Here is a 26,198-nt window from a genome sequence, read left to right on the forward strand (position 1 = left end):
GTTGCAGCCCCGGACCCGGGGCCTTGAAGGGGAGAGAGAATGGCCTGAGATCAGGCCCGAGGCTGCGGGGAGGTTTCCTGTTTGCCGTGGGCATAGTTGGACGGACCAGTCCGGCGGAAATCCTCCCGAAAGTGGGTGGGTTCGGGGCCGTTTTCTCCGGCCACCGCGTCGGCAAGATAGGCACCGACGATCTTGTTGGCCTGACGCGCGGCATCCAGCAGACGAACCTGAGCGTGGGCTTCGTCCGTGATCAGTTCGGCATCGGACAACTCGCGCGACCACCGGTCATCTTCGGTCTGGTAAATCACATCACCTTCCAACAAGTCGTTGGCGGTGACGACTTTGGGGGTAAAAGCGCGGGCCATCAGGCAAGCTCCTTATTGAAAACCGAGACTTTGTGCGGGTATTGCGCAACTCGGGCGACGCCGGGTTTGTGAATGCGCATATTTGTTTGTTTGACCTGCATCGGATCATCTCGTGACTGAATTGACTTGTGTGCCAATATAGGAAATATTCCCGCCAAATCGCCATATGCGTGAAGAAATAAGAACATATGTTCTATCTGCGGCGAGTGGAAGAAGGTTTGTTCTGAATTGGAAGGGAAATTGGAATGTCGGTGCGAATAGACGACACGGATCGGAAAATTCTAGCCGAGCTGCAACGGGATGCCAGCCAGTCGCTTGACGAAATCGCAGCCCGTGTAGGGAGCTCCAAGACGCCGGTTTGGAATCGCATTCGCAAGCTCAAGGGGGCAGGGGTCATTGGCCAGCAGACCGTATTGCTGGATGCCGAAGCGTTGGGCTTTGAGGCCACATTCTTTGTGCTGATCCGTACGTCGGAACATGAGGCTGAGTGGCAGCAGAAGTTCCTGAAAGCGTTGCGCGATCGTCCAGAGGTTCAGGAAGCGCACCGTTTGGCTGGAGACATCGATTACATTCTGAAAGTGCGCGTCAAGAACGCGCGTGCGTATGATGCGTTTTATCAGGCTTTGATTTCAGAGGTACGGGTGCACAACGTCACAGCCTTGCTTTCGATGGAAGAGATCAAATCGACCACCATGCTACCACTGAAGTCTGTCGGATAGGATGAAGCGTGAATGGGGGCGCCGCCCCCGCCGCCCGAAGGCGACTCCCCCGAGATATTTATGGCCAGATGAAGCACGGATCCGGGTTTCTTGACAGGATGCTAAGTCAGACCGCTACCATGAGTTTGGTCAGCCCGTGGAAATGGTAGCTGTCCGAATATTGCGGCTCTGCCGTCAGCTCTAGCTTTGGGCATTGCTGGAACAGGATGGGCAGGGCGATCCGCATCTCAAGCCGGGCCAGCGGAGCGCCCACACAGAAGTGAAGGCCACCGCCAAAGCTAGTATTAGCGCTTACATCTCGCATCGGGTCGAATGTATCGGGTTGGGACCAAGCAGCAGGGTCGCGATTGGCTGCGCCCAGAAGCAAGGCAACTTCGTCACCACGCGCAAAGCGGTGACCGAAGAGTTCAATGTCTTCATAGGCATAGCGTCTGAACATGTGCAGTGGTGGATCGAAACGCAGGATTTCCTCGACTGCGCCGTCGATGGTGCCGGGCGTCAGGACATACTGCTGTGTACCCGTCGTCAACATAGTCTTCACGCCATTGCCGATGGCGTGCACGGTGGCTTCGTGACCGGCGTTCAGCAACAAAATGCAGGTCGTGATCAGTTCGTCGCGCGAGAGTTTTTCACCATCTTCCTCTGCCGCGATCAACCGGGTGATCAGATCGTCACGCGGGTCAGTGCGGCGTTTTTCGATGTATTCTTCGAGATAGGTGGTAAAGGCTTGTGTGGCACGGACGGCTTCGTCTTCGGTCTGGCGCGTCCGGTTTGCCTGATACATGGCCACCATGGCGTGCGACCACTGCAACAGTTGCGGTGCCATGTCTTCCGGCACACCAAGCAGACGGCAGATCGTGATCACGGGGACCTGGGTGCAATAGGCCTCCAGCAGATCGAAGGGGCCAGCGGGGAACTGCTTGATCAAATCGTGGCACAACTGTTCAGTGGACCCCTCAAGCGCCGTGATCGCGCGAGAGGTAAACGCCCGCAGTACCAGAGAACGCAATTGAGTATGACGCGGGGGTTCAAGCTCTAACATCGAATGGGATTCGACTTCTAGCCAGGGTGCAATATGCTCTGGGCCGGGTTTTGCAAGTTCCGCCGGGATTTCACGCCCGAAGCGCCGATCGCGCAGCAGAATTTGCACCGCTTTGTGCGAGACAGCCGCGACAAGGCCGTAGTCTTTCCAGTAGAACAGATCGCCCGACTGACGTGCGCTGTCATAAAAGGGGTATGGGTTTTGCACGAATGCCGGGTCGGTCGGGGATTGGGTCAGCGTCTTCATGCGGTGCAGACTTGCCATAGCGGCTGCTGAATGCAAGACCCTAGATATGCAACGTTTTTGGATCATAGCCGGTTTCTTATGCGCGGTCGGATTGCTGTCAGCGGCGGTCTGGACTTATGGCTATCGTCAGGCCCTGTCGCAACTGAGCGAGAAGGCCGAGGCTGATTTGGAACTGGCCGCCGACCGTCTGAGCACGCAAATGCAGGTCTATCAGGAAGTGGCCGCCTTGATGGCGGATCATCCTGCTTTGCAGGAGCTAGAAACATCAGAACAGCAACGGGCCGCCCGAAAGGTGCTGCTGGATGTGGCAGACAAAACCGCTGCCGTTAACGTTATGTACCTGAATCCGGAGGGTCAGGTTCTTGTCGCGGCCCAACCGGTGACGCAGCGCGATATGTCCGCACATCCGGCCTTCGAGCGCGCCATGCAAGGTGCCTTGGGCAGCGCGCATGGGGTCGAAGACGCAAGCGGCGATCGCATCTATTCATATGCGGCCCCTGCATTTGGGGAATTGGGGCAGATACAAGGCGCGTTGATGGTTCTGGCCGATGTGCAGGACGTTGAACAAACTTGGCGCGGTAGCACCGATGCGGTGTTTTTCGTTGATACGGATGGGGTTGTCTTTATCTCGAACCGATCGGATCTGCTACTATGGCGCCGCGGGCAAGGGCAGCAGGGCCTGATGTCACCCGAAGGTGAGAATGTCGATTTCGCCTCAACCTGGATTGCGGGATATGAAGTGTGGAAGCTCAATTGGGGTCGCTATCTGCCCCGTCGCGCCCTGCATCTGACGCTCGATCTTCCGGTGATTGCGATGACCGCAGAGATGCTGGTTGATGTCGCCCCGGCGCGCCGGTTGGCGGGGTTGCAGGCGGCGGCGGTTGCGGCGATCTGTTTCGCCTTTGGTGCTTTGTTGTTTCTGGCCTCGGAACGCCGTCGGACACTTGCAGAGGCAAATACCGTGCTGGAAAGCCGGGTCGCGCAACGCACGCGCGCCTTGACGGCGGCTAATAGCGCTTTGCGCCACGAAGTTGCCGAGCGGCAGGAGGCGGAAGCCGCGCTCAAACAAGCGCAGGCCGATTTGGTTCAGGCTGGTAAGTTGAGCGCTTTGGGCAAGATGTCGGCTGGCATCAGTCATGAATTGAACCAGCCCTTGATGGCGATTCAGCAGTTCGCCGACAACGGGTCCGCCTTTCTTGAGCGCGGCAAGGGCCAGAGAGCTGGCGAAAATCTGGGCCGTATTTCCGATATGGCCGCACGCATGGCGCGGATCATCAAGAACCTGCGGGCTTTTGCGAGAAATGAAAGCGAACCAATGGGGCGCGTTGATCTGGTTCAGGTTCTGAACACTGCCACCGAATTGACTGAGGCGCGCCTGCGCGATGAGAATGTCGCGTTGGAGTGGGTGCCGCCAAAGACTGCGGTCTATGCTTGGGGTGGAGAGGTGCGTCTTGTGCAGGTGTTTGTCAACCTAATCAATAATGCAGCGGATGCGATGGTCGATCGACCGACGCGCAGGATATTGGTCACTCTGTCAGGGGGGAAGCCTATTCGCGTGTCTGTGCGGGATACCGGACCCGGCATCGAGGACCCCGACCGCGTGTTTGAGCCGTTCTACACCACAAAAACAGTTGGGACGTCCGAGGGGATGGGTCTGGGGCTGTCGATATCCTACGGTCTGGTTCAGAGCTTCGGGGGGGATATTCGCGGTGCCAACACGGACGAGGGTGCTGAATTCACGGTTGAACTGGAACCCTTTGAAGAAGATGAGGCAGCATGATCCGCAAAGTGCTTTTGGTCGATGATGATGCCGCCGTACGTGAGGCCTTGGCGCAAACCCTCGAATTGGCCGAGTATGAACCGGTCACCGCGGGATCTTTCGTGGCCGCAAAGGATCATATTCATCGTGACTTCGGCGGTGTGATCATCTCGGATATTCGCATGCCGGGGCGGGATGGGTTTCATCTGCTCGCATACGCGCGCGAGGTTGATCCTGAGCTTCCAGTGGTATTGCTGACAGGTGAAGGCGATATCCCGATGGCAGTACAGGCCATGGGGCAGGGAGCATTTGATTTTCTGGAAAAGCCCTGTGCAGCAGCGGATTTATTGGCGGTACTCGAACGAGCCTTTGCCGCGCGCGCAGAAATTCTGCAGGAACGCGAGCAACGGCGCGAACTTGAGCGTGGCGATCCCGCAGCACGCATGCTGTTTGGGTTGTCAGATCGAGCCGAGGCCTTGCGTGAGCGAGTGCGGAGCGTAGCGCCAACACGGGCCGAGGTACTGGTTACCGGGCCAGCGGGTAGCGGAGTTTCAAAGGTTGCTGAAGTTGTCCATCTGATGTCTCCGGTTGGACAGGGGCCATTTGTCAAACGCCCTGCCTCAGGCCTGAACCCGGATGATTTATTGCGTGTCTGCAAGGACGCGGCAGGCGGATCGCTGTATCTGGATGAGATCTCGGCGATGTCGGATGCCACGCAATACGCCGCGCTGGAACTGATCGAACAAGGGACGGAAGCCAGAATCATCGCAGGGGCAACGGCCGATTTGTCGGACCTTACTGCACAGGGAAGGTTCAATGCCGATCTGTTCTATAGGTTGGATGTCATGCGGGTGCGAATCCCGGCCCTGTCAGAACGGCCCGAGGATATCCCCGTCATCTTTCGCCGCTATGTGGCGCAGGCCGCTGAGCAGGCCGGGATTGCGGAACCTGAAGTGACACCCGAGCATCTGGCCTCGCTGATGGCGCAGGATTGGCCGGGCAATGCCCGATCGTTGATGTCGGCGGCAATGCGGTTTGTGTTGGGGATGCCGGATGAGGTTGCACAGGCCGCTGATCTGGGGTTGAGCGAGCAATTGGCGCGTGTTGAGAGGTCTTTGCTGATTGCAGCCCTTGGGCGCCACAATGGCAAGGCTGCGGATGCCGCCAAGGCACTGAAGCTGCCGCGCAAAACTTTTTATGACAAGCTGACCCGCTACCACATTAGGCCAGAAGACTATCGTCGTTAGCAAAACACTTCCGCTAGGGCGAACTGCGGTTGCGCTGTGGCTTAAGCGAGCGATTCGCTCGCATCGATTCGGATATTGTGCGGAAATTCGCACAAGGTGCTGACTGCCTGTGCGAAAAATCGCACAGCGTAGTTCTGCCGAAACACCAGATTTATAACGAACATCATTTAACCGTAAGAAATTATTTGGAAAAAACAGATTTCAGCAACATCTAAACAAAATGTTGAGAGTGAGGAGCCGATTCGGTTCACTCCGCAACATACGGCGCTGATTGGGCGCTCGATGGAAGTTTTAGGGAAGTCTGGGAGGATAAGACTGATGAAATTCCTGACAACGGCAGCAACCGCAATCGCACTGTCCGTGACAGCGACCGCTGGTGTAGCAGCTTGCGATGATGGCGAGATCGTCGTGAAGTTTGCGCATGTGACCAATACGGACAAACACCCCAAGGGCATCGCCGCTTCGCTGCTTGAGCAGCGCGTCAATGACGAGATGAACGGCGTGATGTGCATGGAGGTTTATCCGAACTCCACTCTTTACAACGATGACAAGGTTCTTGAAGCGATGCTGCAGGGCGACGTGCAGTTGGCCGCGCCCTCGCTGTCGAAGTTCGAGAAATTTACAAAGCAATTCCGCCTGTTCGATCTGCCGTTCATGTTCAAGAACATCGATGCTGTGGATGCGTTCCAAGCCTCGGCTGATGGTCAGGCGATGAAAGACAGCATGCAGCGCCGCGGCCTTCAAGGGCTGGCATTCTGGCACAATGGCATGAAGCAGATGTCTGCAAACAAGCCGTTGGAAGATCCTTCGGATGCGAACGGCCTGAAGTTCCGCGTTCAGTCTTCGGACGTATTGGTTGCCCAGATGGAAGCAATTGGTGGCAGCCCACAGAAGATGGCGTTCTCGGAAGTGTACGGTGCTCTGCAACAGGGCGTTGTTGACGGGCAGGAAAACACCTGGTCGAACATCTACGGCAAGAAGTTCTTCGAGGTGCAGGACGGCATCACAGAAACGAACCACGGTATCATCGATTATCTGGTTGTAACCTCAGTTGACTGGCTGGACAGCCTGGAGCCTGAAGTTCGCGATCAATTCCTGACGATTCTCGCCGAAGTGACCGAGACCCGTAATAAGGAGGCCTTTTCCGTAAACGAAGCTGCCAAGGCTTCGATCACTGACGCAGGGGGCATCATCCGGGAACTGAACCCCGAGCAGCGCCAGGCCTGGGTCGATGCGATGAAGCCAGTCTGGGACAAATTTGCCGGTGACGTTGGTCAGGACAAGATCGACGCCGCACAGGCGATCAACGCCGGGTTCTGATCCCGGTTCAAGCCACGCGTCCGGGGACTGGGGAGTTATGGACGCATTGGCTGGGCGGGCCTTAGTGGCCCGCCACACTCCCACCACTCTCATCAAAAAAATGCGGGGACAGAGAGATGTCTGGTGCGAAACCCGGCCAAGGCGGGCTGGTCGACCATTTCGAAGAAACCATGATTGCGTGCCTGTTGGGTCTGATGACAATTGTCACCTTCGCCAATGTGATCGCGCGGTTTGTATTCAATTCTAACATTCTTTGGGCGCTGGAACTGACAGTATTCACCTTCGGTTGGTTGGTGCTGCTGGGTGCGTCTTATGCAGTGAAAAAGCATGCACATCTGGGTGTTGATGCGATCCTGAACATGCTGGCCCCCGCGCCACGCCGGGTTTTGGCGCTGATAGCCGTGGCTTGCTGTCTGGTGTTTTCTCTGCTCCTGCTCAAGGGTTCGTATGACTACTGGGCAGTGTTTGCCGATCTGCCGCCCACCTCGGGTCGCTGGTTTCCGACCGGCTTTGACATGAGTGCGCGCAGCCAGAGCTTCTATGAAGTTGATGATATCCCGATGGTCGCGCCGCTGCGGTTTCTGGAAGATATGATCAACTATGGCGAATATTACGAGAAACTGCCCAAGGTCGTTCCGTATTTCGTTCTGCCTCTTTCGATGTTGCTGCTGGTGATCCGTTTTGCACAGGTCGCAGTACAGATTTGGCGCGGTGAAACTGATCGCCTTGTAGCTAGCCACGAGGTTGAGGACGAGATCGAAGAAGTCCGCGCCCAGCAGGGGGAGCATGACTGATGGACGTCGTACTACTTTTCTCGATGGTCATTGGCCTATTGTTGATCGGCGTTCCGATCGCGGTGGCACTTGGTCTCAGCTCGACCCTCTTCCTGCTGATCTATTCCGACAGCTCATTGGCTTCGGTCGCGGGCACGCTGTTTGAGGCATTTGAGGGGCATTTCACCCTCTTGGCTATCCCGTTTTTCATTCTCGCGTCATCTTTCATGACCACAGGTGGAGTGGCGCGGCGGATCATCCGGTTCTCGATCGCTTGTGTGGGGCACTTGCCCGGAGGTCTGGCAATTGCTGGCGTCTTCGCTTGTATGTTGTTTGCGGCCTTGTCCGGTTCGTCTCCGGCGACAGTTGTGGCCATCGGATCGATCGTCATCGCTGGCATGCGTCAGGTGGGCTATTCCAAGGAATTCGCCGCCGGTGTGATCTGTAACGCAGGGACACTGGGCATTCTGATTCCGCCATCAATCGTGATGGTGGTCTATGCGGCAGCCGTGGAGGTTTCGGTCGGGCGAATGTTCCTTGCAGGCGTTATTCCGGGTTTGATGGCCGGTCTGATGCTGATGATCACCATTTACGTCATGGCCAAGGTCAAGAACCTTCCCAAAGGCGATTGGAAAGGTTGGGGCGAAGTTTTCACCTCGGCGCGCGAGGCCGGTTGGGGTCTGTTCCTGATCGTCATCATCCTCGGCGGTATCTACGGAGGTATCTTTACCCCGACCGAGGCCGCGGCTGTTGCTGCCGTCTATGCGTTCCTGATCGCAAGTTTTGTCTACAAGGATATGGGGCCGCTCAGCACCGAAGGGGATGCGCAGAACATCTCGCTGCTCAAGAAACCCTATGCGTTGATCACGGCCTTTGTGCACCCCGACACCAAGCATACACTTTTCGAGGCGGGCAAGCTGACTGTCACGCTGCTGTTCGTGATCGCCAACGCGCTGATCCTAAAACATGTGCTGACGGATGAGCAGGTGCCTCAGCATATCGCAAGCGCCATGCTATCGGCGGGTCTGGGGCCAGTGACTTTCCTGATTGTGGTCAACGTGATCCTGCTGATCGGTGGCCAGTTCATGGAGCCCTCAGGTCTGCTGGTCATTGTGGCCCCGCTGGTCTTCCCGATTGCCATCGAGTTGGGTATCGATCCGATCCATCTGGGCATTATCATGGTGGTGAACATGGAGATCGGGATGATCACGCCTCCGGTCGGGTTGAACCTGTTCGTAACCTCGGGCGTAGCGGGTATGCCGATGATGAGTGTTGTGAAGGCAGCGTTGCCGTTCTTGGCCGTGCTGTTCGTCTTCCTAATCATGGTTACGTATATCCCGTGGATTTCGACATTCCTGCCCAACACATTCATGGGGCCTGAGATTATAACCAACTAGATCGGTTACACCGAACATATGAACCGGGCGGTGTAATCCGCCCGGTTTTTTTTGCCTTGAAACCGATGCCCAAACACATATTTGTGGATCAGAGGACGACCTCACCATCATGGACGATTATTCGGGACGACCCGATCTCGGAAAGTGAGGTGTTCTTATGCCCTGGATATTACTGTTGTTTGCTGGCCTCCTCGAAATCGTCTGGGCCGTCGCGATGAAGCAGACCGCTGGTTTCACGCGGCTGTGGCCGACGGCGATCATGGGTGTTGCGATGATCGGGTCATTTGGCCTGCTTGCAATGGCGATGCGGGATCTACCGCTTGGCACCGCCTACACGATCTGGACCGGGATCGGCGCAGTAGGGGCGTTCACTGTTGGCATCCTATTCCTGGGTGAAGCGCTGACGCCCATGCGGATCGGCGCTGCGATTCTAATCGTGACGGGTTTGGTCATCATGAAACTGGCCTAAGCGTTGACCGCCGTAGTGGTGTCGGGCAGCTTTGCGAAACAACTCCGAACAAAGGACACCTGCATATGCTGACCGACACCGATGCACGCTTGCTGCGCGTTGCCTATGATGAGGCGAAAGCTGGATTTGACGAAGGAGGCTGCCCAATCGGTTCAGTGCTTGCGCGGGGTGGTGAGGTCGTTGCGCAAGGGCGTAATCAGCGTGTCCAACTGGGCGACCCGATCGCCCATGGGGAAATGGATGCGCTGCGCAAGGCAGGGCGGCAGAAGACCTATCGCGATACTGTGCTTTATACCTCGCTGTCGCCTTGCATGATGTGTTCTGGCACGATCGTACAGTTCGGTATCCCGCGCGTTGTGATCGGAGACACCGTGAATTTTGGCGGCAATGAGGACTTCCTGCGCGATCGTGGTGTCGAGGTCATCATCGCAAATGACCCGGACTGCATTGCATTGATGAAGCGTTTTATCGAAGAGAAGCCCGCGCTTTGGGCCGAAGATATTGCCGAATGAGGTTGGCGATCAGGCGCTTTCAAGCGCCTGAATGATGCCCGAGAAATCATTTGCTTTCAGACTGGCGCCACCCACCAACGCTCCGTCAACATTTGAAACGCCAAAAATCTCGGCAGCATTACCGGGTTTGACCGATCCGCCATACAGCAGGCGGACTGAACGGCCGACACCTTCGCCAAATCGGCGTTCCAGACGTGCGCGTATGAAATCGTGCACTTCTCCGATCTCTTCCAATGTTGGAACCTTACCGGTGCCGATGGCCCAGATCGGCTCATATGCGACAATCAGGTTCTCGCCTGTCGCTTGATCCGGGATCGAACCCGACATCTGTCCACCGATGATATCCAGAGTATTTGCTGCTTCGCGCTGTTCAAGGCTTTCACCAACGCAGATGATCGTCTTCAGGCCTGCATCCATGGCGGTGCGGGCTTTGGCACGGATGTCTTCGTTCTGCTCAGCATGATCTTCACGGCGCTCGGAATGGCCAAGAATCACTGAGCTTGCCCCTGCATCCAACAGCATCTCGGCACTCAGATCCCCGGTATGCGCACCCGAGAGCGCCGCGTGGCAGTCTTGGCCACCAACGGTAATGCCCGAACCTTCAACCGTATTTGCCGCGCGATGAAGCAAAGTGGCTGGTGGGCATATCAGGATTTCTACCGCAGAAGATGGGTGCGAGGCTTTCAACGCTTCCAACTCGCTCAGCGCAACGCCAGTTCCGTTCATTTTCCAGTTGCCTGCCGCCAACTTACGCCGCATCGCGATCCCTCCGGTTTTCTGCTTTGAATCCTCGGATATCACCCGCAGGCGGGGCTGACAATTCCGGTTGCATAGCGCTACTTGTCAGGACACATTGCGCGCGTTGTTGCGGAGGATGGCATGATAGACGATCTCGATCTCGCCAAATTGGATCTGCGTGATCCAGCTGAGATGGAAAAGCTGAGACATGCTGTTCGCCAGATCGGATTTCTAACAATCTCCAATTCCGGCCTCGATGCCGCCCGTGTGCAGCTGGTGATTGACGCGTATCGCGATTTTTTTCGTCAACCCGATGAGATCAAGCAGAGCGTCGATATGGCAGCTACGGGTGCCAACCGCGGTTGGGGTGCGCCGCGTTCCGAACAGGTGGATCTCAGGGCGAACCCGGATTTCAAAGAAGTCTTTGATAGCGGTTTTGAACTGCCAGCCGATGATCCATATGCGGGGCGGGGATTAAGTGTGTATGCCCCAAATCTCTGGCCAGACGGGGCCGACGCCTTTCGGAGAACGATCCAGAGTTACTATTCAGACGCCTGCTCAGTTGCCATTCGCGTTTTGCGCGCGATTGCGATTGCCATCGGTAGGGATGCAAACAGTTTTGATGCGGCCTTTGATACGCCAATGGCGCTGCTGCGCGGTAACTTCTATCCGCAACGCCCTGATTGGGCAGGAGAAAAGGACTTTGGTATCGGCGCGCATACGGATTATGGCTGCCTGACTTTGCTGGCCACGGACGGCACACCGGGTCTGGAAGTTCGTATGCCTGATGGCGATTGGCAAGCTGTAAACGCCACACCGGGACAATTCATAATCAATTTCGGCGAGATGCTGGAGTTTTGGACCGCAGGAGAAGTCAAAGCGACCGAGCATAGGGTCAAAGGCAGCGTGAACGGGAGGATCTCGGTTCCGTTGTTCTTTAATCCTTCTTACGACACAAATGTTGCGCCGCCGGGTTCATACGCCACGATCCGCGCCGGAGAGCACCTGACGCGGCGATTTAATGAGACCTACGTCCACCTAAAAGCTGCGAGTTAGCGTTGTTCAGCCAAGGTTTCGTCGAACTTGATCGATTCTCCGCATCCGCATGCATCGACTACATTCGGGTTTCGGAACTTGAACCCGGCCTCAAGCAGTGAAACCTCGTAGTCGATCTCGGTTCCGAACAGGAACATCTGTGCCATGGGGGCGATCATTACACGCGCGCCATCCTGCTCGACCACTTCGTCGTTCGGGTCGGCATCATCGACGTAGTCCATGGTGTATTCCATCCCCGCACAGCCGCCTTTCTTGACGCCGATGCGCAATCCGGTGTGACCGCCGGATTTCATAAGCCGAACAATCTGTTCAGCAGCTTTAGGTGTCATGGTCACGGCTTGTTTGCCGGGAATGCCAAACATGGTGGGCTCCGTATTCGCGCGTTATCTCTAATCTAAGGCCGACACGCGCCGGGCTCAAGAGAGAGCCTGTTCAAATACACGCTCCGAGCAGGGTTGTCACGATGGTGCGCAAAGCTTTAGCGTATCTGAAGTAAAGGACAGGCATTCCAGAGAGGGTTGGATCGATGAGAGCGCAAAACTGGGCAGGAGCAGCCATTTCCACATCTATGTTGCTGGCGTCCGCGTCTGCGGCATTTGCGATAGATGACACAAAACGGCACCCGGTCAACTGTGCTACCGCACCTGGTGATCTGCGCGCAATCGCAGCTGAAAAGAAACATGCCGAGGACCAGCAGGCTGAAAGCGTGTTCTCGATCCTCCCTGCCGGTGCCTTGCTGGGTCTCGTCACAGGAACCGAGAGCAAGCACCTGAAGATGCTGTCAGGCGACTATATAAAAGAGCTGGACGCGCGCGCTGCTGAAATCAAATCGACCTGTAACATAGAATAATCAAACAAAAAGGGCCGCTCTCGGGCAAGAGCGGCCCGGAATGGGCCCATTGAATGGGGGATGGCTATGGTCAGAGGCCCATGCAATTCACGAAGTATGTCAATTTAGCGGGGCAATCGGATAAGACGCCCGCGACTCAACATCCTGCGCCAGCACGTCCAGCAGATCGAAAAAAGCATGCTTAATCACTGGGTCAGTACCTGAGGTCCTTGTGACCCAGCATTGTGACAACATGAAAACGGTTAAGTAACACGCAGTACACCGTTTTGTAACATCGCCATGTTTTTTGTGAGTAAATCGGGAGTTACATGAAACCCAGCTCAAGCCGGGCTTCATCTGACATCATTTCCATGCCCCAAGGTGGCTCCCAAGTCAGTTCGACGTCGACCTCTTTGACGCCAGCAACGGGTTCGATTGCTTCCACGATCCAACCGGGCATTTCACCGGCGACGGGGCAGCCTGGCGCGGTAAGGGTCATGATGACCTTGACCGCGTTTTCTCCGGTAATGTCGATCGTGTAGATCAGGCCGAGGTCGTAGATATTGACCGGAATCTCGGGGTCAAATACCGTCCGGCAAGCTTCGACCACGGGTTCGTAGAGCGGGTGATCGATAGTCGAGGGCGCGATCAGGGGGCTGCCTTCAAACTGTTCACTGGGGTGGGTCATTGATGCCTCGGGTCTGTTACCTGAGAAATTATATAGGGAAAGTGCCGGTCAGCGTCCAGAGGTGCCGTGGCGCCCGATTTGGGCGCCGCGACAGATCAGTCGTTGATGTCGTGCTTGAAGGTTTTGACCTGACCGTGCGGCAGGGCAAACATACGGCGCAGAACCAGCCATGCGACCAGCGACAGAACCGCAAAGATCAGCAGCAGAACGGGTAGGGATGGCGTGAGGCCGGGGACTAGCAAAACCACTCCGGTGACGGCCGCACCGATAGCGAAGCCCAGGAAGATGAAGCCGGGCAGCGCGACCTCAAGGATGCCCAGAGCAAGCGCTCCGGCCAGCCATATCCACCATGTCAGCCAGAAAGGATCGGCCATCATTTGCCTCCTTTAAGCATGTTAAAGGCATTGCCGAAGGCTTCAAGGGCGTTTGCAGGCACAACGATGGTCTGCGAACCGGTGCCGTTACCCAAGGCGTTCAGCGATTCCACCTGTTTCAACGCAACCTGATATTGAGCAGCTTCCAACCCATTATCCTGAATGGCTTTGGCCACAACCTGAGTCGCATAAGCTTCGGCCTCAGCAGAGATACGGCGGGCTTTGGCGGTTTGTTCTGCCGCATAAAGTTCGGCATCAGCCTGCAGCTCAACGGCGCGTTTCTGACCCTCGGCCTCGGTCACCTGCGCGCGGCGGGCACGTTCGGCGTTCAACTGCTGCAGCATCGCGTCACGAGTGGCCTGATCGAGGTTCACGTCCAGAATCTCGGCGCGGGTCACTTCAATGCCCCAATCGTCAACGGCGGTTTCAACGCTTTCCTGAATACGTTCAATCAGTTGCGCGCGGTTCGATTGTACCTCATCCAGGTCCATTTTACCGATCTCGGCACGGACGATACCAGCGACCGTCGTGGCAATCGCTCCGTCGACGTCGCGGATACGATAAACCGTCTTTTCCGGCTCAAGAATGCGGTAGAACACCGAGGTATCGATCTGCACCAGAACGTTATCCTTGGTGATTGCGTCTTGCGTTGCGTTGGGCAACTGACGCTCAAGGATGGATATCTTATGGCGGGCAACGTCCAGAAAAGGAACGATAAAATTGATCCCTGGCCCAAGCACCGAATGCAGACGGCCGAACCGTTCAACCACGTATTTCTCGGATTGAGGCACAATCTTGATGCCCTTGAAGATGACAATGGCGACAAGCGCCGCTGCCAGCAGGTAGATAATGTTCGAAGTAATCAGTCCGATAATCTGGTCTTCTATCATACTGTCCTCATTTATTGTGTACTATGGTATACATATGGGGATTGAATCGCTCAATTTCAACTCTGGTATGGATTGTACAGGCTGGAATGCAAATCTGTGAAAGCGTTCATACCGGCCAGAAATTCCCTTTTGTGGCAGCTTTGCATCCCACTGGTGTTTGCGTTATCGGACGAGGATGAAACTGATAATAGATACAGACCCCGGCATCGACGACGCAATGGCCATTGCCTATGCCGCCGCTGCCTCCGAAATTGACCTGATCGGCCTGACCACCGTGTTCGGCAACACCCATGTGCATCAATCCAGCCGCAATGCGCGGTTTCTGGTGGACAAACTGGGGCTGGGCATTTCCGTGGCCCAAGGCGCGCCCTTCGCTTTGGGAGAGCGCGCGCATTCACCTTCGGAACATGTGCATGGCCCCGAAGGATTTGGTGACCTGACACAGATTGATGAGATAGGCGAAAACCACGCCCTGTCTGCCGCCGAGTTTCTGGTCGACATGGCGCGCACGCATCGCGGTGAACTTGTCGTCTGCGCGATCGGACCGTTGACCAATATCGCAGAGGCCATGCGATTGGACCCCGAGTTTGCGGACAATCTTGGCAAGCTCGTCATCATGGGTGGTGCCGTGTACTGCCCGGGCAACATTACCGAACATGCCGAGGCGAATATCTATCACGACGCCAAAGCTGCAGACGAAGTCTTTGCCGCGCCGCCGCCTACGGTTCTGGTAGGCTTGGATGTGACTCTGAAAACGCTCTACGAGACCGCTGATTTCGAGGCGCTGGCTGAACGTTCCCCGGATATGGGTGGTTTTCTGCGTGATATCTCGCGCTTCTATCTGAAGTTCTACAAAGAGGTCGGGGGGCTTGAGGGTTGCGGGCTGCATGACTCGACCGCCGTTATCGCCTGCACCCATGAACCGATGTTCGAGATGGTCGAAACCGGTTTGCAGGTGGCGTTGGACGGGGCTGAATTCGGTGCGACTCGTCCGGCCCCCGATAGACCCGCTGTGCGCGTGTGCCGAGATGTGGACGGGGCGGGGGTGGTACGCCTGTTTACGGATCGTGTGGCCTCGCTACCCTGACGGGTTGCATCGAACCAGCAGATCGGGCAAAGCCTGCCCGGTTCAGCGATCCAAGGCGTTAACATGACCCAGCGATTTTCTTTCGACCTGAAAGCCACTGACGGCAAGGCCCGCACAGGCGTGATCAACACGCCGCGCGGTGAGGTGCGGACGCCAGCGTTCATGCCTGTGGGAACCGCCGCGACCGTCAAGGCGATGATGCCGGAAAGCGTGCGGGCCACAGGTGCCGATATTCTGCTGGGCAACACCTATCATCTGATGCTGCGCCCCACGGCCGAGCGCATTGATCGTTTGGGAGGTCTGCACAAATTCATGAACTGGGACCGCCCCATCCTGACGGATTCGGGCGGGTTTCAAGTGATGTCGCTGGCGGGTCTGCGCAAATTGACCGAGAAGGGCGTGACCTTTAAATCTCACGTCGATGGCTCGAAGCACGAATTGACGCCGGAACGGTCGATGGAAATCCAACGCCTTTTGGGCTCGGACATCGTCATGTGCTTTGATGAATGCCCGGCGCTGCCCGCGGATCGCGACCGGATCACCGAGTCCATGCGACTTTCGATGCGGTGGGCTGCGCGGTCGCGCGAGGCGTTCGGCGACCGCCCCGGCCACGCCCTGTTCGGGATCATGCAAGGCGGGTTGGAACAAGACCTTCGCGAAGAAAGCGCCGAGGCGCTGAAACAGATCGGCTTTGAAGGTTACGCCGTCGGTGGCCTTGCCGTGGGTGAAGGGCAGGAGGCCATGTTCAGCTGCCTTGATTATGCGCCAGACTTCCTGCCCGAGGATAAGCCGCGCTACCTTATGGGCGTGGGCAAGCCGGATGACATTGTCGGCGCGGTCGCGCGCGGGATCGACATGATGGATTGCGTTCTACCTTCGCGGTCCGGTCGTACCGGGCAGGTGTTCACGCGCTACGGCGTGGTTAATATCAAGAACGCCCGCCATGCCGACGACCCGCGCCCGCTGGATGAGAACTGCACATGCCCGGCATGTTCAAATTACTCTCGCGCCTACCTGCATCATGTGTTCCGCTCGAATGAGATGATCTCGGGCATGCTGCTGACCTGGCACAATCTGCACTACTTTCAGGAAATCATGCAGGTCATGCGGGATGCGATTTCCGAGGGAACATTTACTGAGTGGCAGTCGCAATTCCACGCGCAACGGGAACAAGGCGATATTGAACCACTCTAGATTGTAACCCATGCGGTGACAAACGTCGCATTTTTTGCTATACTGTTCGCGCATTATTTACCATTTTCATTTGTTTTGTTCAGGAGGATTCAATGCCTCGCTTTATTGTTTCTATCGCAATCGTTCTTTGCGCATCGACATCTCTTGCGGATGTCTGGACCTTCGAAACCCCGTCCGAGAATATTCAGTGTGTCGTCGGGCAGGGGGCGAGTGTTTCGGACCTGTCTTGCACTATAATTGAGCGGAGTGGTGCGCCTGCGTTCCCGCGCCCGGCGGATTGTCAGTCGGACTGGGGACATGATTTTTTCATGACCAATACGGGCGCCGTCCGCATGCTGTGCCAACCAGTCAGCCATAACCGGGATGGATTTGACCGTGCAGACTACGGCGTAACCGGAGAGTTTGGCGGGTTCGTTTGCCATTCCTCGAAAAAGGGCTTGGAATGTAGAAACGAAGTCGGTCATGGCTTCTTTTTGTCGCGAGCTAAGCAGAGGGTGTTCTGATCCACGCTGGATGATTTGTTGCCCGTTTTAATGCTGGGTTCGCTAAAATCGGTGGATATGTCTGTCGGATGCCTTGAAGTCCCCAAATCATCCGGTCATGCTGCATCACGACAAACGACGATGAGGTTGAAATGGGGGAACAGGTGCCCCACCTTTATCGTCCAAGACAGGAGATGGCCAAAGGTTGCCTGAATCAGGGACCAGCGCCGTCTTGCCAATGATAAGGATAGAGCATGCAAGAGCCTCTGAATTCCTCATACCCCGTCCTGCCGCTGCGCGATATCGTGGTCTTCCCACATATGATCGTGCCGCTGTTCGTGGGCCGTGACAAATCGGTCCGCGCCCTGGAAGAGGTGATGCAGGATGACAAGCAAATTCTGTTGTCCAGCCAGATTGATCCTGGTGAGGATGATCCGGAAATCGACGGTATCTACCGCTCGGGCGTTCTGGCCAACGTGCTGCAACTGCTGAAACTGCCCGATGGCACCGTGAAGGTGCTTGTCGAGGGGCAGGCGCGGGTGCAGATCACAGAATTCCTTGAAAACGATCAGTTTTTCGAAGCGCGCGCCGAGTATCTGACCGAGATTCCGGGCGATGTCACCACGACCGAAGCACTGCTGCGCACCGTCGCCGATGAGTTCGAGCGCTATGCCAAAGTGCGCAAGAACATCCCCGAAGAAGCGCTGGCCGCTGTTGGTGAAACCACCGAGCCTGCAAAGTTGGCCGACCTTGTGTCAGGTCATCTGGGCATCGAGGTTGAACAGAAACAGGAACTGCTTGAGACGCTCTCGGTGAGCGAGCGGCTTGAGAAGGTCTATGGCCTTATGCAGGGCGAAATGTCGGTTCTGCAGGTCGAGAAAAAGATCAAGACCCGCGTCAAATCCCAGATGGAGAAGACGCAGCGCGAGTACTATCTGAATGAGCAGATGAAAGCCATTCAGAAGGAGCTTGGCGATGGTGAGGACGGCAGCAACGAAGTTGCCGAACTGGAAGCCAAGATCAACGAGACCAAGCTGTCGAAAGAGGCGCGCGAAAAGGCCGAAGGTGAGCTGAAAAAGCTTAAGAACATGTCGCCCATGTCGGCTGAAGCGACCGTTGTGCGCAACTATCTGGACTGGATCCTGTCACTGCCGTGGGGCACCAAATCTCGCGTTAAAAAGGATCTGGGTCGCGCGCAGGACATTCTGGACGCCGATCATTATGGACTTGAAAAAGTCAAAGAGCGGATCGTCGAATATCTGGCGGTTCAGCAGCGCTCGAAAAAGCTGAAAGGCCCGATCCTGTGCCTTGTTGGCCCTCCGGGTGTGGGTAAAACCTCGCTGGGTAAATCGGTCGCAAAAGCCACGGGGCGCGAATTCATTCGCATCTCGCTGGGTGGTGTGCGCGACGAATCTGAGATTCGTGGCCACCGTCGGACTTATATCGGGTCGATGCCCGGCAAGATCATTCAGGCGCTGAAGAAGGCGAAAACCACAAACCCTCTCATCCTGCTCGATGAAATCGACAAGATGGGGCAGGATTTCCGTGGCGATCCAGCCTCGGCGATGCTGGAGGTGTTGGACCCGGAACAGAACAACACGTTCATGGATCATTATCTTGAGGTCGAATATGACCTGTCCAACGTGATGTTCCTGACCACGTCTAACAGCTACAACATGCCTGGGCCTCTGCTAGACCGGATGGAGATCATCCCGCTGGCCGGTTACACCGAAGAGGAAAAGAGCGAGATCGCCAAGCAACACCTGATCGACAAACAGGTCAAAAACCATGGTCTGAAAGCCAAGGAGTTTGAGCTGACCGATGAGGCGCTGCAATCGATCATCCGCACCTATACCCGCGAGGCGGGTGTGCGGAACCTCGAACGCGAAATCGCCAAAGTGGCGCGGAAATCGTTGACCAAGATCATCAAGAAAGAGGCGGAGACCGTAAAGGTGACGCCCGACAATCTGGATGATTTTCTTGGAGTGCCCAAGTTCCGCTATGGCTTGGCTGAACAGGACGATCAGGTTGGTGTAGTCACTGGCTTGGCCTGGACTTCGGTCGGTGGTGATCTGCTGCATATCGAGGCTCTGAAACTGCCCGGCAAAGGGCGGATGAAGACCACTGGTAAGCTGGGCGATGTGATGAAGGAATCGATCGACGCGGCGTCGTCTTACGTCCGATCAATTTCGCCTCAGATCGGGGTTAAACCGCCGCAGTTCGACAAAATCGATATCCACGTGCACGTGCCCGATGGTGCGACGCCAAAGGATGGTCCGTCTGCGGGCTTGGCTATGGTGACCTCGATTGTTTCGGTCCTGACCGGTATTCCTGTGCGCAAGGACATCGCCATGACCGGCGAGGTTTCGCTGCGCGGCAACGCGATGCCGATTGGCGGGCTGAAAGAAAAACTGCTGGCTGCCCTGCGTGGCGGGATCAAGACCGTCCTCATTCCCGAAGAGAATGAAAAGGATCTGGCAGATATCCCCGACAACGTGAAAGAAGGGCTGGAGATCATCGCGGTCAAACACGTCTCGGAAGTACTGGAGCAAGCGTTGATACGTAAGCCCGATTCAATTGAGTGGGATGAGGCCGCTGAAGAGGCCGCTGCCGCTGCCGCCAGGGCGGCCGAAGGGGCAGGACCGTCGGCAACAGCCCACTAAGCCTGAAACAGATTAATTAGAAAGGCGGGGTCATTCCCCGCCTTTTTTTGTTCAAAGTCCAATGACAGGTTTGGCCGGGTCCAGCACCTCTTCGTTTTCGATGTAAGCCTGGAATTTTTTGTCTGACAGCGCCGAGCGTACGGCGAGCGCAAAAATCACCGCCGAAAACGCCGCACACAGCACAATGTCCCAACCAAACGGGATCTGCTTCTGCGCGCCTTCTCCAAACTGACCCATGTAAGAGATCAGCCCCAAACCACAGAAATAGGGCATCAGCCAAAGCGCCTCGGTCGCGTCCATTTCATCGAGCCGATTGTGAAAGCGGATCAGCAGCAGTGCCATGCCGATGAGCAGTGCAATTCCCAGCCTCCAGACCGTGTCCCATCCGCTCCAGTAGACGATCAGGGTAGAGATCGCGAAGGCCGTGAGCCCGACAAGATTGACGGCGGGAATACGGATTGAGCGCGGGCGGTCAGGCATCAAATCGCGTAAGCACACCACGGCGATTGGGCCGACCGCGAATGAAAGCACAATGGCGGCCCCGTTCAGGGCGATTACGGTTGCGAACGGGACCGTCAGTAAAAACAGAGTGCCAATCAGAAAGTTGAGAGCCAAGGCCCAAAGCGGTACTCCGAACGATGACAAGATCTGCAAACGTTTCGGCAGGAACCCGTTTTGCGACAGGGCCAGAGCGATACGGGCGTTCGATCCTGTTGCAACCAACCCATTGCCAAACGGGCCGATGACCGACCCGACGTTCAGCAAGCTGAGGAACCACAATATCCCGACGGACATTATGACGCCATCCAAGGGACCTTGTCCGCCAAAGTTGAGGCTTGCCCAACCATTGCGGATCATCGCGGGATCAAGCGCGCCGATAAAGGCCACCTGTAATCCAAGGTAGATCAAGGCACATAATACAATGGATAGAACCAGAGCGGCCGGGATGTCGAATTTTGGGTTTCGAACTTCTCCTGCCATATCAACAACATGTCGAAAACCTATAAAGGAAAAGATCACCCCACCGGTTGATACTGCGGCCATGATGCCTTTCAGGCCGTAGGGGGCGAAACCGTCAGGGGCGGAGAAATTCTGCACGTCAAAGCGGGTCGCGATCAACAACACGGACAAAACTATCGGAATGGCAATCTTGGCCCAGGTCAGCGTTGCATTTACCTGTGCAAAAAATTTCACGCCCAGTGCGTTCACAGCGACGAACAGCAACATGAACAGCAAGGCGACCGAAACACCAGCGCCGGTCAGTTCGCCGGTATCTGCGGCGTGGAGCCATGACGCGTAGGGCGCGAGGTATTTAAGCATGGCTTCAACTTCGATCGGAGCGGTGGTGTTGTAGCCAATCCAGGCCGTCCATCCCATCGCCATCGACACGATGTTGCCGTGTGAGAACTGAGGGACGCGTGCGATTCCGCCTGGGATAGGTAACATCGCTGAAATCTCGGCGAATGTTATTGCCAGTATGAACATCGCAACGGCGCCAATAATCCAAGAAAGAACCGCGGCGGGGCCTGCGTGTTGCACGGCGAGCAGGGGGCCGAAAAGCCAGCCTGACCCAATGATTCCTCCAACCGAAATGAAGGTCAGGCCGACCAGGCCAATTTCCCGCTTCAGTTTTGCCATGTTATTTCTCGCCCAAAGAGGGGTGCCTTATTGGTGGCTATGAAATCAGGATAAGCAGGCAACGGGAAACATAGCAAGTGCCACATATCATGCGGAAAATTCGCGAGAACGAGGTCTGCCCGATTCATCTTCTAAATCCTGCTGGGCGTGTTCTTCGAAACGCGATCGCCGGCAATAGGTATTTGAAGTGGAATCGACTCGGAACATGAGGCACGCTGGTCGTCTGTGCCAAGGTAGGAGAACCCAGGATGCCTCTGTACAATGATATGTTCGAGCTTTCGGTCGAAGATATGGATATAATCGAAGAGGCGATGCGTCATGCCATAGCTTCCAGATCGAATGTCCCTGTTGACGAGAGGGTAGAAGAAAGGGAAACCCGTGAAGACTTTGTGCGCAAGGCACACGACCTTCTGGGGCGTCTGCATGACCAAAAGGTTTTTTATCGTCCTAAATCCGGCGTGTATGTCGGAGGATGACAGCATTGTGCTCGCAGCGTTGAACCAAATGGTTCCAAAACGCTTCAACTATGTCGCATAAGCATTTGAATAATATGGTGGGTGATAAGAGATTTGAACTCCTGACATCTTCGATGTGAACGAAGCGCTCTACCACTGAGCTAATCACCCATAGCGGCGTTTGATACAGCGGCTTGTGTTTCGCCGCAAGTTCAAAGCGTTCAAATTGCAGCGCGTCAGACGAAATCCGGTTTTCACACATTGCCCGCCAAGTCGGATAGATCGGAAAAAATCAGGTTCGAGCAAAAAACTTGAAAACGCCGCTTGACGATGCCGGGGTGTAGCCATAATACACCCCAACGTTCAGAGATGAACGGGCAGTGGGCGGTTGTAGCTCAGTTGGTTAGAGTACCGGCCTGTCACGCCGGGGGTCGCGGGTTCGAGCCCCGTCAACCGCGCCATCGCTGCCAGCCTTTGATCCGGGCAAACGGATCGCACATAGACCCTAAATGCGCGGTTGTAGCTCAGTTGGTTAGAGTACCGGCCTGTCACGCCGGGGGTCGCGGGTTCGAGCCCCGTCAACCGCGCCATTTTCCTTCGATTTAGAAAGTCATACGCCCTTGTGGGCGTTTTTTTGTGCCGACATCTTACTGATCTTATGGTTTATTGCCTGCAAAACATCAGGGGCAAGCAGTGACCAGTCTAAATCGAGTTATCATGGCACGGCGCAGCCGGCAGTGGGTCCGCGGCCTGAAGCCGGAAACACTTGATGTCATTGAGATTTCTGGTTCGTGGGGTAAGCAATTTGGATTTTGCAGCTATGAACAGATTTGGCATAAGCAACATGATATCTGCACCGGACCCGTTCTGAACAAACAACAGCAGGTGCGAAAGGTCGATCTGGTTTTGGCCAATCAGGTGTGGGAGCATTTGGATCGCCCGGTTGAAGCCACGCTGAACGTGCTAGAGATGTTAAGGCCCGGAGGGTATTTCTGGCTGGCCGTCCCGTTCTTCATTCCGTTTCACGCTGCTCCGCATGACTGTTCGCGCTGGTCTGCGCGCGGATTGAAAAACCTGCTCACGGAGTGTGGGTTCGACCCGGATCTCATCCGGGCCGAACAGTGGGGCAATCGGCATGCCGCTTTGCGCAATCTCGAACTTGAATGGCCTCCTGTTTATGACCCTGAGACAGACAATTTGGAGAACGATCCCGATTTTCCAATCTGCGCATGGGCTCTGGCTAAGAAATCCAGTGCTTAAGCCGAGTGTCGAAAAATCGCCTGTTCTTACTTTGTTCTAATTTTTTGGTTGGAGACTCAGCCGCTCTCGCCTATCTCTGAGTGACGTTGGTTGTTGGGGGCCTGAATGGCTGAGCTGAAGAATATCGTGGTGCGCGGTGCGCGCGAGCATAACCTCAAGAGCATTGATGTCGACATCCCACGGGATCAGCTGGTGGTGATCACTGGCCTGTCGGGCTCGGGTAAGTCTTCTTTGGCATTTGATACGATCTATGCCGAAGGGCAGCGCCGCTATGTCGAAAGCCTGTCGGCCTATGCGCGCCAGTTCCTCGACATGATGGAGAAGCCCGATGTGGATCACATCAGCGGACTAAGCCCCGCGATTTCGATCGAGCAGAAGACGACCTCAAAAAACCCGCGTTCGACCGTGGGCACCGTAACCGAGATCTACGACTATCTGCGCTTGCTCTTTGCCCGTGCTGGTACGCCTTACAGCCCGGCCACAGGATTGCCGATTGAGGCGCAGCAGGTGCAGGACATGGTCGACCGGATCATGACGATGGAGGAGGGCACGCGCGGCTATCTGCTGGCCCCCATCGTTCGTGATCGGAAGGGTGAATATCGGAAAGAGTTCCTTGAGCTGCGCAAGCAGGGTTTTCAACGCGTCAAGGTAGATGGTGAGTTCTATGAATTGGATGAGCCGCCGACGCTGGACAAGAAGTTCCGCCACGATATCGACGTCGTTGTCGATCGTCTGGTGGTACGAGAGGGCATGGAAACACGCCTGGCCGACAGCCTAAGGACCGCACTGGATCTGGCGGACGGGATCGCAATCCTCGAAACCGCACCGAAAGAGGGCGACCCCGAACGCATCACATTCAGTGAGAATTTTGCCTGCCCGGTCAGTGGGTTCACCATCCCCGAGATCGAGCCGCGCCTGTTCTCATTCAACGCGCCCTTTGGGGCTTGCCCCGATTGCGACGGGCTTGGGGTTGAACTGTTCTTTGATGAACGTCTGGTCGTGCCGGACCAGACATTGAAACTCTATGACGGGGCACTTGCGCCCTGGCGGAAGGGTAAATCACCGTATTTTCTGCAAACGATCGAAGCAATCGCGCGACATTACGAGTTTGACAAGAACACTCCCTGGAAGGACTTGCCCAAGAAAGTCCAGCAAGTGTTTCTGCGCGGGTCTGGTGATGAAGAGATCCAGTTCCGTTATGATGAAGGTGGCCGCGTCTATCAGGTTATCCGAAGCTTTGAAGGCGTCATTCCCAACATGGAGCGCCGCTATCGCGAGACTGACAGCGCCTGGATTCGCGAAGAATTCGAACGCTATCAAAACAACCGACCCTGCGGCACGTGCGAAGGCTACCGTCTACGTGCTGAGGCGCTGGCCGTCAAAATTGCGGGTTTGCACGTTGGACAGGTCGTCGAAATGTCGATCCGCGAGGCGTTGGCCTGGGTCGAGGATGCCCCAAATCATCTGAGCGCACAAAAGAACGAGATCGCGCGCGCAATTCTCAAGGAAATTCGCGAGCGGTTGGGTTTTTTGAATAATGTTGGATTAGAGTATCTTACGATGTCTCGCTCAAGTGGTACCCTGTCCGGAGGTGAAAGTCAGCGTATCCGTCTGGCGAGCCAGATCGGCTCGGGCCTGACCGGGGTATTGTATGTACTCGACGAGCCATCGATTGGTCTGCACCAACGCGACAATGATCGTCTGCTGGGAACGCTTAAGAATTTGCGTGACCAGGGCAACACGGTCATCGTCGTTGAACATGACGAAGAGGCCATTCGCGAGGCGGATTATGTGTTTGATATCGGTCCCGGTGCAGGAGTGCATGGGGGACAGGTGGTCAGCCACGGTACGCCCGAGCATATCGCCGGCGATGCGGCCTCGATCACCGGTCAATATCTTTCGGGCACGCGCGAGATCCCGGTGCCGGTTGAGCGGCGAAAGGGTAAGAAGCAAAAAGTAGCCGTTGTTAAGGCGACGGGAAACAACCTCAAGAACGTTACGGCCGAATTTCCGCTGGGAAAATTTGTTTGTGTGACCGGTGTGTCTGGCGGTGGAAAATCGACGCTGACGATTGAGACTTTGTTCAAAACCGCCTCGATGCGGTTGAACGGCGCTCGCCAGACACCGGCGCCCTGTGAAACGATCAAAGGGCTAGAGCATCTGGACAAGGTGATCGACATAGATCAGCGACCCATTGGCCGGACTCCACGTTCAAATCCAGCGACTTACACCGGGGCTTTCACCCCGATCCGAGACTGGTTTGCCGGGTTGCCAGAAGCCAAAGCGCGTGGATACAAGCCCGGGCGGTTCAGCTTTAACGTCAAAGGCGGCCGGTGCGAAGCGTGTCAGGGTGATGGCGTCATCAAGATCGAGATGCACTTTCTGCCTGATGTTTATGTCACCTGCGAAACCTGTAAAGGCGCGCGATACAACCGTGAGACGCTTGAGATCAAATTCAAGGGTAAGTCCATCGCGGATGTACTTGATATGACAGTGGAAGATGCGCAGGAGTTTTTTAAAGCGGTGCCATCGATACGTGACAAGATGGATGCCTTGGCTCGCGTTGGGCTCGGCTACATTAAAGTTGGTCAACAGGCGACCACGCTCTCCGGTGGTGAGGCGCAGCGTGTCAAGCTCTCTAAAGAACTGAGCAAGCGATCAACGGGTCGAACGCTGTATATTCTGGACGAACCCACAACGGGTCTGCATTTCGAGGATGTGCGTAAACTACTGGAAGTCCTGCATGAACTGGTCGATCAGGGAAATACAGTTGTTGTCATCGAACACAATCTGGACGTGGTAAAAACCGCTGATTGGATTATCGACATTGGCCCGGAGGGGGGCGATGGCGGAGGTCAGATTGTGGCCAAAGGCACGCCGGAGGACGTCGCAGAGTGCGAGCGCAGCCATACCGGACGCTATCTGAAGCCGATGCTGGATGCCCAGGCTGTGGCCGCGGAATAGGAAAATGGCGGGCGGAGAAAATTCTGCGAAT

At 55.9% G+C, this 26,198-nt stretch carries 25 protein-coding genes and 3 tRNA genes; 19 read left to right on the plus strand and 9 right to left on the minus strand.

Annotation, left to right across the window (positions count from 1 at the left end; all coding sequences use genetic code 11):
• Positions 1 to 50: 50 nt before the first annotated feature.
• Positions 51 to 365 (minus strand): DUF2849 domain-containing protein, encoded by a 315-nt coding sequence (locus tag ACR0AY_RS01755; protein ID WP_170393224.1) that lies wholly within the window; start codon positions 363 to 365, stop codon positions 51 to 53.
• Between the two features lie 245 nt (positions 366 to 610).
• On the opposite strand from ACR0AY_RS01755, the gene ACR0AY_RS01760 reads away from it, so the two are divergent.
• Positions 611 to 1,084, plus strand: coding sequence for an Lrp/AsnC family transcriptional regulator (locus ACR0AY_RS01760; RefSeq protein WP_010439761.1), 474 nt, complete (start codon positions 611 to 613; stop codon positions 1,082 to 1,084).
• Between the two features lie 106 nt (positions 1,085 to 1,190).
• Here ACR0AY_RS01760 and ACR0AY_RS01765 read toward each other — a convergent pair whose 3' ends face one another.
• On the minus strand, positions 1,191 to 2,372 hold the full coding sequence (locus ACR0AY_RS01765; protein WP_170510802.1) for a cytochrome P450: 1,182 nt from the start codon (positions 2,370 to 2,372) through the stop codon (positions 1,191 to 1,193).
• A gap of 46 nt (positions 2,373 to 2,418) precedes the next feature.
• On the opposite strand from ACR0AY_RS01765, the gene ACR0AY_RS01770 reads away from it, so the two are divergent.
• The 7 genes from ACR0AY_RS01770 to ACR0AY_RS01800 all read left to right on the plus strand — a co-directional run bounded on the left by ACR0AY_RS01770 (position 2,419) and on the right by ACR0AY_RS01800 (position 9,849).
• Positions 2,419 to 4,152 carry an ATP-binding protein gene (locus tag ACR0AY_RS01770; RefSeq protein ID WP_170421367.1) on the plus strand — a complete coding sequence of 578 codons (1,734 nt, stop codon included), beginning with the start codon at positions 2,419 to 2,421 and terminating at the stop codon, positions 4,150 to 4,152.
• Complete coding sequence (locus ACR0AY_RS01775) at positions 4,149 to 5,378, plus strand: sigma-54-dependent transcriptional regulator (RefSeq protein ID WP_170510174.1); 1,230 nt, start codon at positions 4,149 to 4,151, stop codon at positions 5,376 to 5,378. The genes ACR0AY_RS01770 and ACR0AY_RS01775 overlap by 4 nt, the downstream gene beginning before the upstream one ends.
• A gap of 318 nt (positions 5,379 to 5,696) precedes the next feature.
• The gene (locus tag ACR0AY_RS01780) at positions 5,697 to 6,698 is read left to right on the plus strand and encodes a DctP family TRAP transporter solute-binding subunit (RefSeq protein ID WP_480438504.1); all 1,002 of its coding nucleotides are present in this window, start codon (positions 5,697 to 5,699) and stop codon (positions 6,696 to 6,698) included.
• 116 nt (positions 6,699 to 6,814) lie between these two features.
• Positions 6,815 to 7,492, plus strand: a complete 678-nt coding sequence (locus ACR0AY_RS01785) for a TRAP transporter small permease (protein WP_170510171.1) — start codon at positions 6,815 to 6,817, stop codon at positions 7,490 to 7,492.
• Entirely contained in the window at positions 7,492 to 8,868 is a 1,377-nt protein-coding gene (locus tag ACR0AY_RS01790; RefSeq protein ID WP_170393218.1) for a TRAP transporter large permease, read from the plus strand. The genes ACR0AY_RS01785 and ACR0AY_RS01790 overlap by 1 nt, the downstream gene beginning before the upstream one ends.
• Before the next feature lie 157 nt (positions 8,869 to 9,025).
• Positions 9,026 to 9,337, plus strand: coding sequence for a DMT family transporter (locus ACR0AY_RS01795; protein ID WP_170510169.1), 312 nt, complete (start codon positions 9,026 to 9,028; stop codon positions 9,335 to 9,337).
• Positions 9,338 to 9,402: 65 nt separating this feature from the next.
• A complete protein-coding gene (locus ACR0AY_RS01800) occupies positions 9,403 to 9,849 on the plus strand; it encodes a nucleoside deaminase (RefSeq protein ID WP_170510166.1) in 447 nt (148 codons plus the stop codon).
• 9 nt (positions 9,850 to 9,858) lie between these two features.
• Here the strand turns inward: ACR0AY_RS01800 and tpiA are convergent, their stop codons facing one another.
• Positions 9,859 to 10,608, minus strand: a complete 750-nt coding sequence (tpiA, locus tag ACR0AY_RS01805) for a triose-phosphate isomerase (protein WP_170510163.1) — start codon at positions 10,606 to 10,608, stop codon at positions 9,859 to 9,861.
• 120 nt (positions 10,609 to 10,728) lie between these two features.
• Between tpiA and ACR0AY_RS01810 the strand changes: the two genes are divergently transcribed.
• The gene (locus ACR0AY_RS01810) at positions 10,729 to 11,643 is read left to right on the plus strand and encodes an isopenicillin N synthase family oxygenase (protein WP_170510160.1); all 915 of its coding nucleotides are present in this window, start codon (positions 10,729 to 10,731) and stop codon (positions 11,641 to 11,643) included.
• Here the strand turns inward: ACR0AY_RS01810 and ACR0AY_RS01815 are convergent.
• Positions 11,640 to 12,005, minus strand: a complete 366-nt coding sequence (locus ACR0AY_RS01815; RefSeq protein WP_170465407.1) for a HesB/IscA family protein — start codon at positions 12,003 to 12,005, stop codon at positions 11,640 to 11,642. The genes ACR0AY_RS01810 and ACR0AY_RS01815 overlap by 4 nt on opposite strands.
• Before the next feature lie 206 nt (positions 12,006 to 12,211).
• Here ACR0AY_RS01815 and ACR0AY_RS01820 point away from each other — a divergent pair, with 206 nt between their 5' ends.
• Positions 12,212 to 12,493 carry a hypothetical protein gene (locus ACR0AY_RS01820; protein ID WP_480453662.1) on the plus strand — a complete coding sequence of 94 codons (282 nt, stop codon included), beginning with the start codon at positions 12,212 to 12,214 and terminating at the stop codon, positions 12,491 to 12,493.
• Between the two features lie 304 nt (positions 12,494 to 12,797).
• Here the strand turns inward: ACR0AY_RS01820 and ACR0AY_RS01825 are convergent, their stop codons facing one another.
• From ACR0AY_RS01825 to ACR0AY_RS01835, 3 genes are all read right to left on the minus strand, one after another.
• On the minus strand, positions 12,798 to 13,160 hold the full coding sequence (locus ACR0AY_RS01825; protein ID WP_170393211.1) for an SUF system Fe-S cluster assembly protein: 363 nt from the start codon (positions 13,158 to 13,160) through the stop codon (positions 12,798 to 12,800).
• A 95-nt stretch (positions 13,161 to 13,255) separates the two neighbouring features.
• Complete coding sequence (locus ACR0AY_RS01830; protein ID WP_170510154.1) at positions 13,256 to 13,534, minus strand: NfeD family protein; 279 nt, start codon at positions 13,532 to 13,534, stop codon at positions 13,256 to 13,258.
• Entirely contained in the window at positions 13,534 to 14,424 is an 891-nt protein-coding gene (locus tag ACR0AY_RS01835; RefSeq protein WP_170510151.1) for an SPFH domain-containing protein, read from the minus strand. Before ACR0AY_RS01835 ends, ACR0AY_RS01830 begins: the two co-directional genes overlap by 1 nt.
• A 175-nt stretch (positions 14,425 to 14,599) precedes the next feature.
• Between ACR0AY_RS01835 and ACR0AY_RS01840 the strand changes: the two genes are divergently transcribed.
• From ACR0AY_RS01840 to lon, 4 genes are all read left to right on the plus strand, one after another.
• Positions 14,600 to 15,511: a nucleoside hydrolase gene (locus ACR0AY_RS01840; protein WP_170510149.1), complete on the plus strand. Its 912-nt coding sequence runs from the start codon at positions 14,600 to 14,602 to the stop codon at positions 15,509 to 15,511.
• 63 nt (positions 15,512 to 15,574) lie between these two features.
• Positions 15,575 to 16,705 (plus strand): tRNA guanosine(34) transglycosylase Tgt, encoded by a 1,131-nt coding sequence (tgt, locus tag ACR0AY_RS01845; RefSeq protein ID WP_170510146.1) that lies wholly within the window; start codon positions 15,575 to 15,577, stop codon positions 16,703 to 16,705.
• Positions 16,706 to 16,797: 92 nt separating this feature from the next.
• Positions 16,798 to 17,208, plus strand: a complete 411-nt coding sequence (locus ACR0AY_RS01850; RefSeq protein ID WP_170405494.1) for a DUF6636 domain-containing protein — start codon at positions 16,798 to 16,800, stop codon at positions 17,206 to 17,208.
• 233 nt (positions 17,209 to 17,441) lie between these two features.
• Positions 17,442 to 19,850 carry an endopeptidase La gene (gene lon / locus ACR0AY_RS01855; protein WP_170510143.1) on the plus strand — a complete coding sequence of 803 codons (2,409 nt, stop codon included), beginning with the start codon at positions 17,442 to 17,444 and terminating at the stop codon, positions 19,848 to 19,850.
• Between the two features lie 51 nt (positions 19,851 to 19,901).
• On the opposite strand, the gene ACR0AY_RS01860 is transcribed toward lon, so the two are convergent.
• Entirely contained in the window at positions 19,902 to 21,488 is a 1,587-nt protein-coding gene (locus ACR0AY_RS01860; protein ID WP_170510140.1) for an APC family permease, read from the minus strand.
• Positions 21,489 to 21,736: 248 nt separating this feature from the next.
• Here ACR0AY_RS01860 and ACR0AY_RS01865 point away from each other — a divergent pair, with 248 nt between their 5' ends.
• Positions 21,737 to 21,964, plus strand: a complete 228-nt coding sequence (locus tag ACR0AY_RS01865) for a hypothetical protein (protein WP_170405503.1) — start codon at positions 21,737 to 21,739, stop codon at positions 21,962 to 21,964.
• Positions 21,965 to 22,039: 75 nt separating this feature from the next.
• On the opposite strand, the gene ACR0AY_RS01870 is transcribed toward ACR0AY_RS01865, so the two are convergent.
• Positions 22,040 to 22,114: transfer RNA gene (locus ACR0AY_RS01870), tRNA-Val, on the minus strand.
• 213 nt (positions 22,115 to 22,327) lie between these two features.
• Between ACR0AY_RS01870 and ACR0AY_RS01875 the strand changes: the two genes are divergently transcribed.
• The 4 genes from ACR0AY_RS01875 to uvrA all read left to right on the plus strand — a co-directional run bounded on the left by ACR0AY_RS01875 (position 22,328) and on the right by uvrA (position 26,167).
• Positions 22,328 to 22,404, plus strand: a tRNA-Asp gene (locus tag ACR0AY_RS01875).
• Between the two features lie 52 nt (positions 22,405 to 22,456).
• Positions 22,457 to 22,533 (plus strand) — tRNA-Asp (locus ACR0AY_RS01880).
• 127 nt (positions 22,534 to 22,660) lie between these two features.
• Positions 22,661 to 23,203: a methyltransferase domain-containing protein gene (locus ACR0AY_RS01885; RefSeq protein WP_480453664.1), complete on the plus strand. Its 543-nt coding sequence runs from the start codon at positions 22,661 to 22,663 to the stop codon at positions 23,201 to 23,203.
• Between the two features lie 105 nt (positions 23,204 to 23,308).
• Positions 23,309 to 26,167, plus strand: coding sequence for an excinuclease ABC subunit UvrA (gene uvrA / locus ACR0AY_RS01890; RefSeq protein ID WP_170510135.1), 2,859 nt, complete (start codon positions 23,309 to 23,311; stop codon positions 26,165 to 26,167).
• The last annotated feature ends 31 nt before the right edge of the window (positions 26,168 to 26,198 follow it).

The sequence above is a fragment of the Ruegeria sp. A5 genome (assembly GCF_056543005.1).

Bases quoted from the DNA above. Each gene is read 5' to 3' on its own strand.
- tpiA (WP_170510163.1), bottom strand. From the start codon at position 10,608: ATGCGGCGTAAGTTGGCGGCAGGCAACTGGAAAATGAACGGAACTGGC.
- ACR0AY_RS01800 (WP_170510166.1), top strand. From the start codon at position 9,403: ATGCTGACCGACACCGATGCACGCTTGCTGCGCGTTGCCTATGATGAG.
- ACR0AY_RS01815 (WP_170465407.1), bottom strand. From the start codon at position 12,005: ATGTTTGGCATTCCCGGCAAACAAGCCGTGACCATGACACCTAAAGCT.
- ACR0AY_RS01795 (WP_170510169.1), top strand. From the start codon at position 9,026: ATGCCCTGGATATTACTGTTGTTTGCTGGCCTCCTCGAAATCGTCTGG.
- ACR0AY_RS01755 (WP_170393224.1), bottom strand. From the start codon at position 365: ATGGCCCGCGCTTTTACCCCCAAAGTCGTCACCGCCAACGACTTGTTG.
- tgt (WP_170510146.1), top strand. From the start codon at position 15,575: ATGACCCAGCGATTTTCTTTCGACCTGAAAGCCACTGACGGCAAGGCC.
- lon (WP_170510143.1), top strand. From the start codon at position 17,442: ATGCAAGAGCCTCTGAATTCCTCATACCCCGTCCTGCCGCTGCGCGAT.
- ACR0AY_RS01825 (WP_170393211.1), bottom strand. From the start codon at position 13,160: ATGACCCACCCCAGTGAACAGTTTGAAGGCAGCCCCCTGATCGCGCCC.
- ACR0AY_RS01780 (WP_480438504.1), top strand. From the start codon at position 5,697: ATGAAATTCCTGACAACGGCAGCAACCGCAATCGCACTGTCCGTGACA.
- ACR0AY_RS01840 (WP_170510149.1), top strand. From the start codon at position 14,600: ATGAAACTGATAATAGATACAGACCCCGGCATCGACGACGCAATGGCC.
- uvrA (WP_170510135.1), top strand. From the start codon at position 23,309: ATGGCTGAGCTGAAGAATATCGTGGTGCGCGGTGCGCGCGAGCATAAC.
- ACR0AY_RS01760 (WP_010439761.1), top strand. From the start codon at position 611: ATGTCGGTGCGAATAGACGACACGGATCGGAAAATTCTAGCCGAGCTG.
- ACR0AY_RS01865 (WP_170405503.1), top strand. From the start codon at position 21,737: ATGCCTCTGTACAATGATATGTTCGAGCTTTCGGTCGAAGATATGGAT.
- ACR0AY_RS01885 (WP_480453664.1), top strand. From the start codon at position 22,661: ATGGCACGGCGCAGCCGGCAGTGGGTCCGCGGCCTGAAGCCGGAAACA.
- ACR0AY_RS01775 (WP_170510174.1), top strand. From the start codon at position 4,149: ATGATCCGCAAAGTGCTTTTGGTCGATGATGATGCCGCCGTACGTGAG.
- ACR0AY_RS01830 (WP_170510154.1), bottom strand. From the start codon at position 13,534: ATGGCCGATCCTTTCTGGCTGACATGGTGGATATGGCTGGCCGGAGCG.
- ACR0AY_RS01820 (WP_480453662.1), top strand. From the start codon at position 12,212: ATGTTGCTGGCGTCCGCGTCTGCGGCATTTGCGATAGATGACACAAAA.
- ACR0AY_RS01850 (WP_170405494.1), top strand. From the start codon at position 16,798: ATGCCTCGCTTTATTGTTTCTATCGCAATCGTTCTTTGCGCATCGACA.
- ACR0AY_RS01770 (WP_170421367.1), top strand. From the start codon at position 2,419: ATGCAACGTTTTTGGATCATAGCCGGTTTCTTATGCGCGGTCGGATTG.
- ACR0AY_RS01810 (WP_170510160.1), top strand. From the start codon at position 10,729: ATGATAGACGATCTCGATCTCGCCAAATTGGATCTGCGTGATCCAGCT.
- ACR0AY_RS01790 (WP_170393218.1), top strand. From the start codon at position 7,492: ATGGACGTCGTACTACTTTTCTCGATGGTCATTGGCCTATTGTTGATC.
- ACR0AY_RS01765 (WP_170510802.1), bottom strand. From the start codon at position 2,372: ATGAAGACGCTGACCCAATCCCCGACCGACCCGGCATTCGTGCAAAAC.
- ACR0AY_RS01835 (WP_170510151.1), bottom strand. From the start codon at position 14,424: ATGATAGAAGACCAGATTATCGGACTGATTACTTCGAACATTATCTAC.
- ACR0AY_RS01860 (WP_170510140.1), bottom strand. From the start codon at position 21,488: ATGGCAAAACTGAAGCGGGAAATTGGCCTGGTCGGCCTGACCTTCATT.
- ACR0AY_RS01785 (WP_170510171.1), top strand. From the start codon at position 6,815: ATGTCTGGTGCGAAACCCGGCCAAGGCGGGCTGGTCGACCATTTCGAA.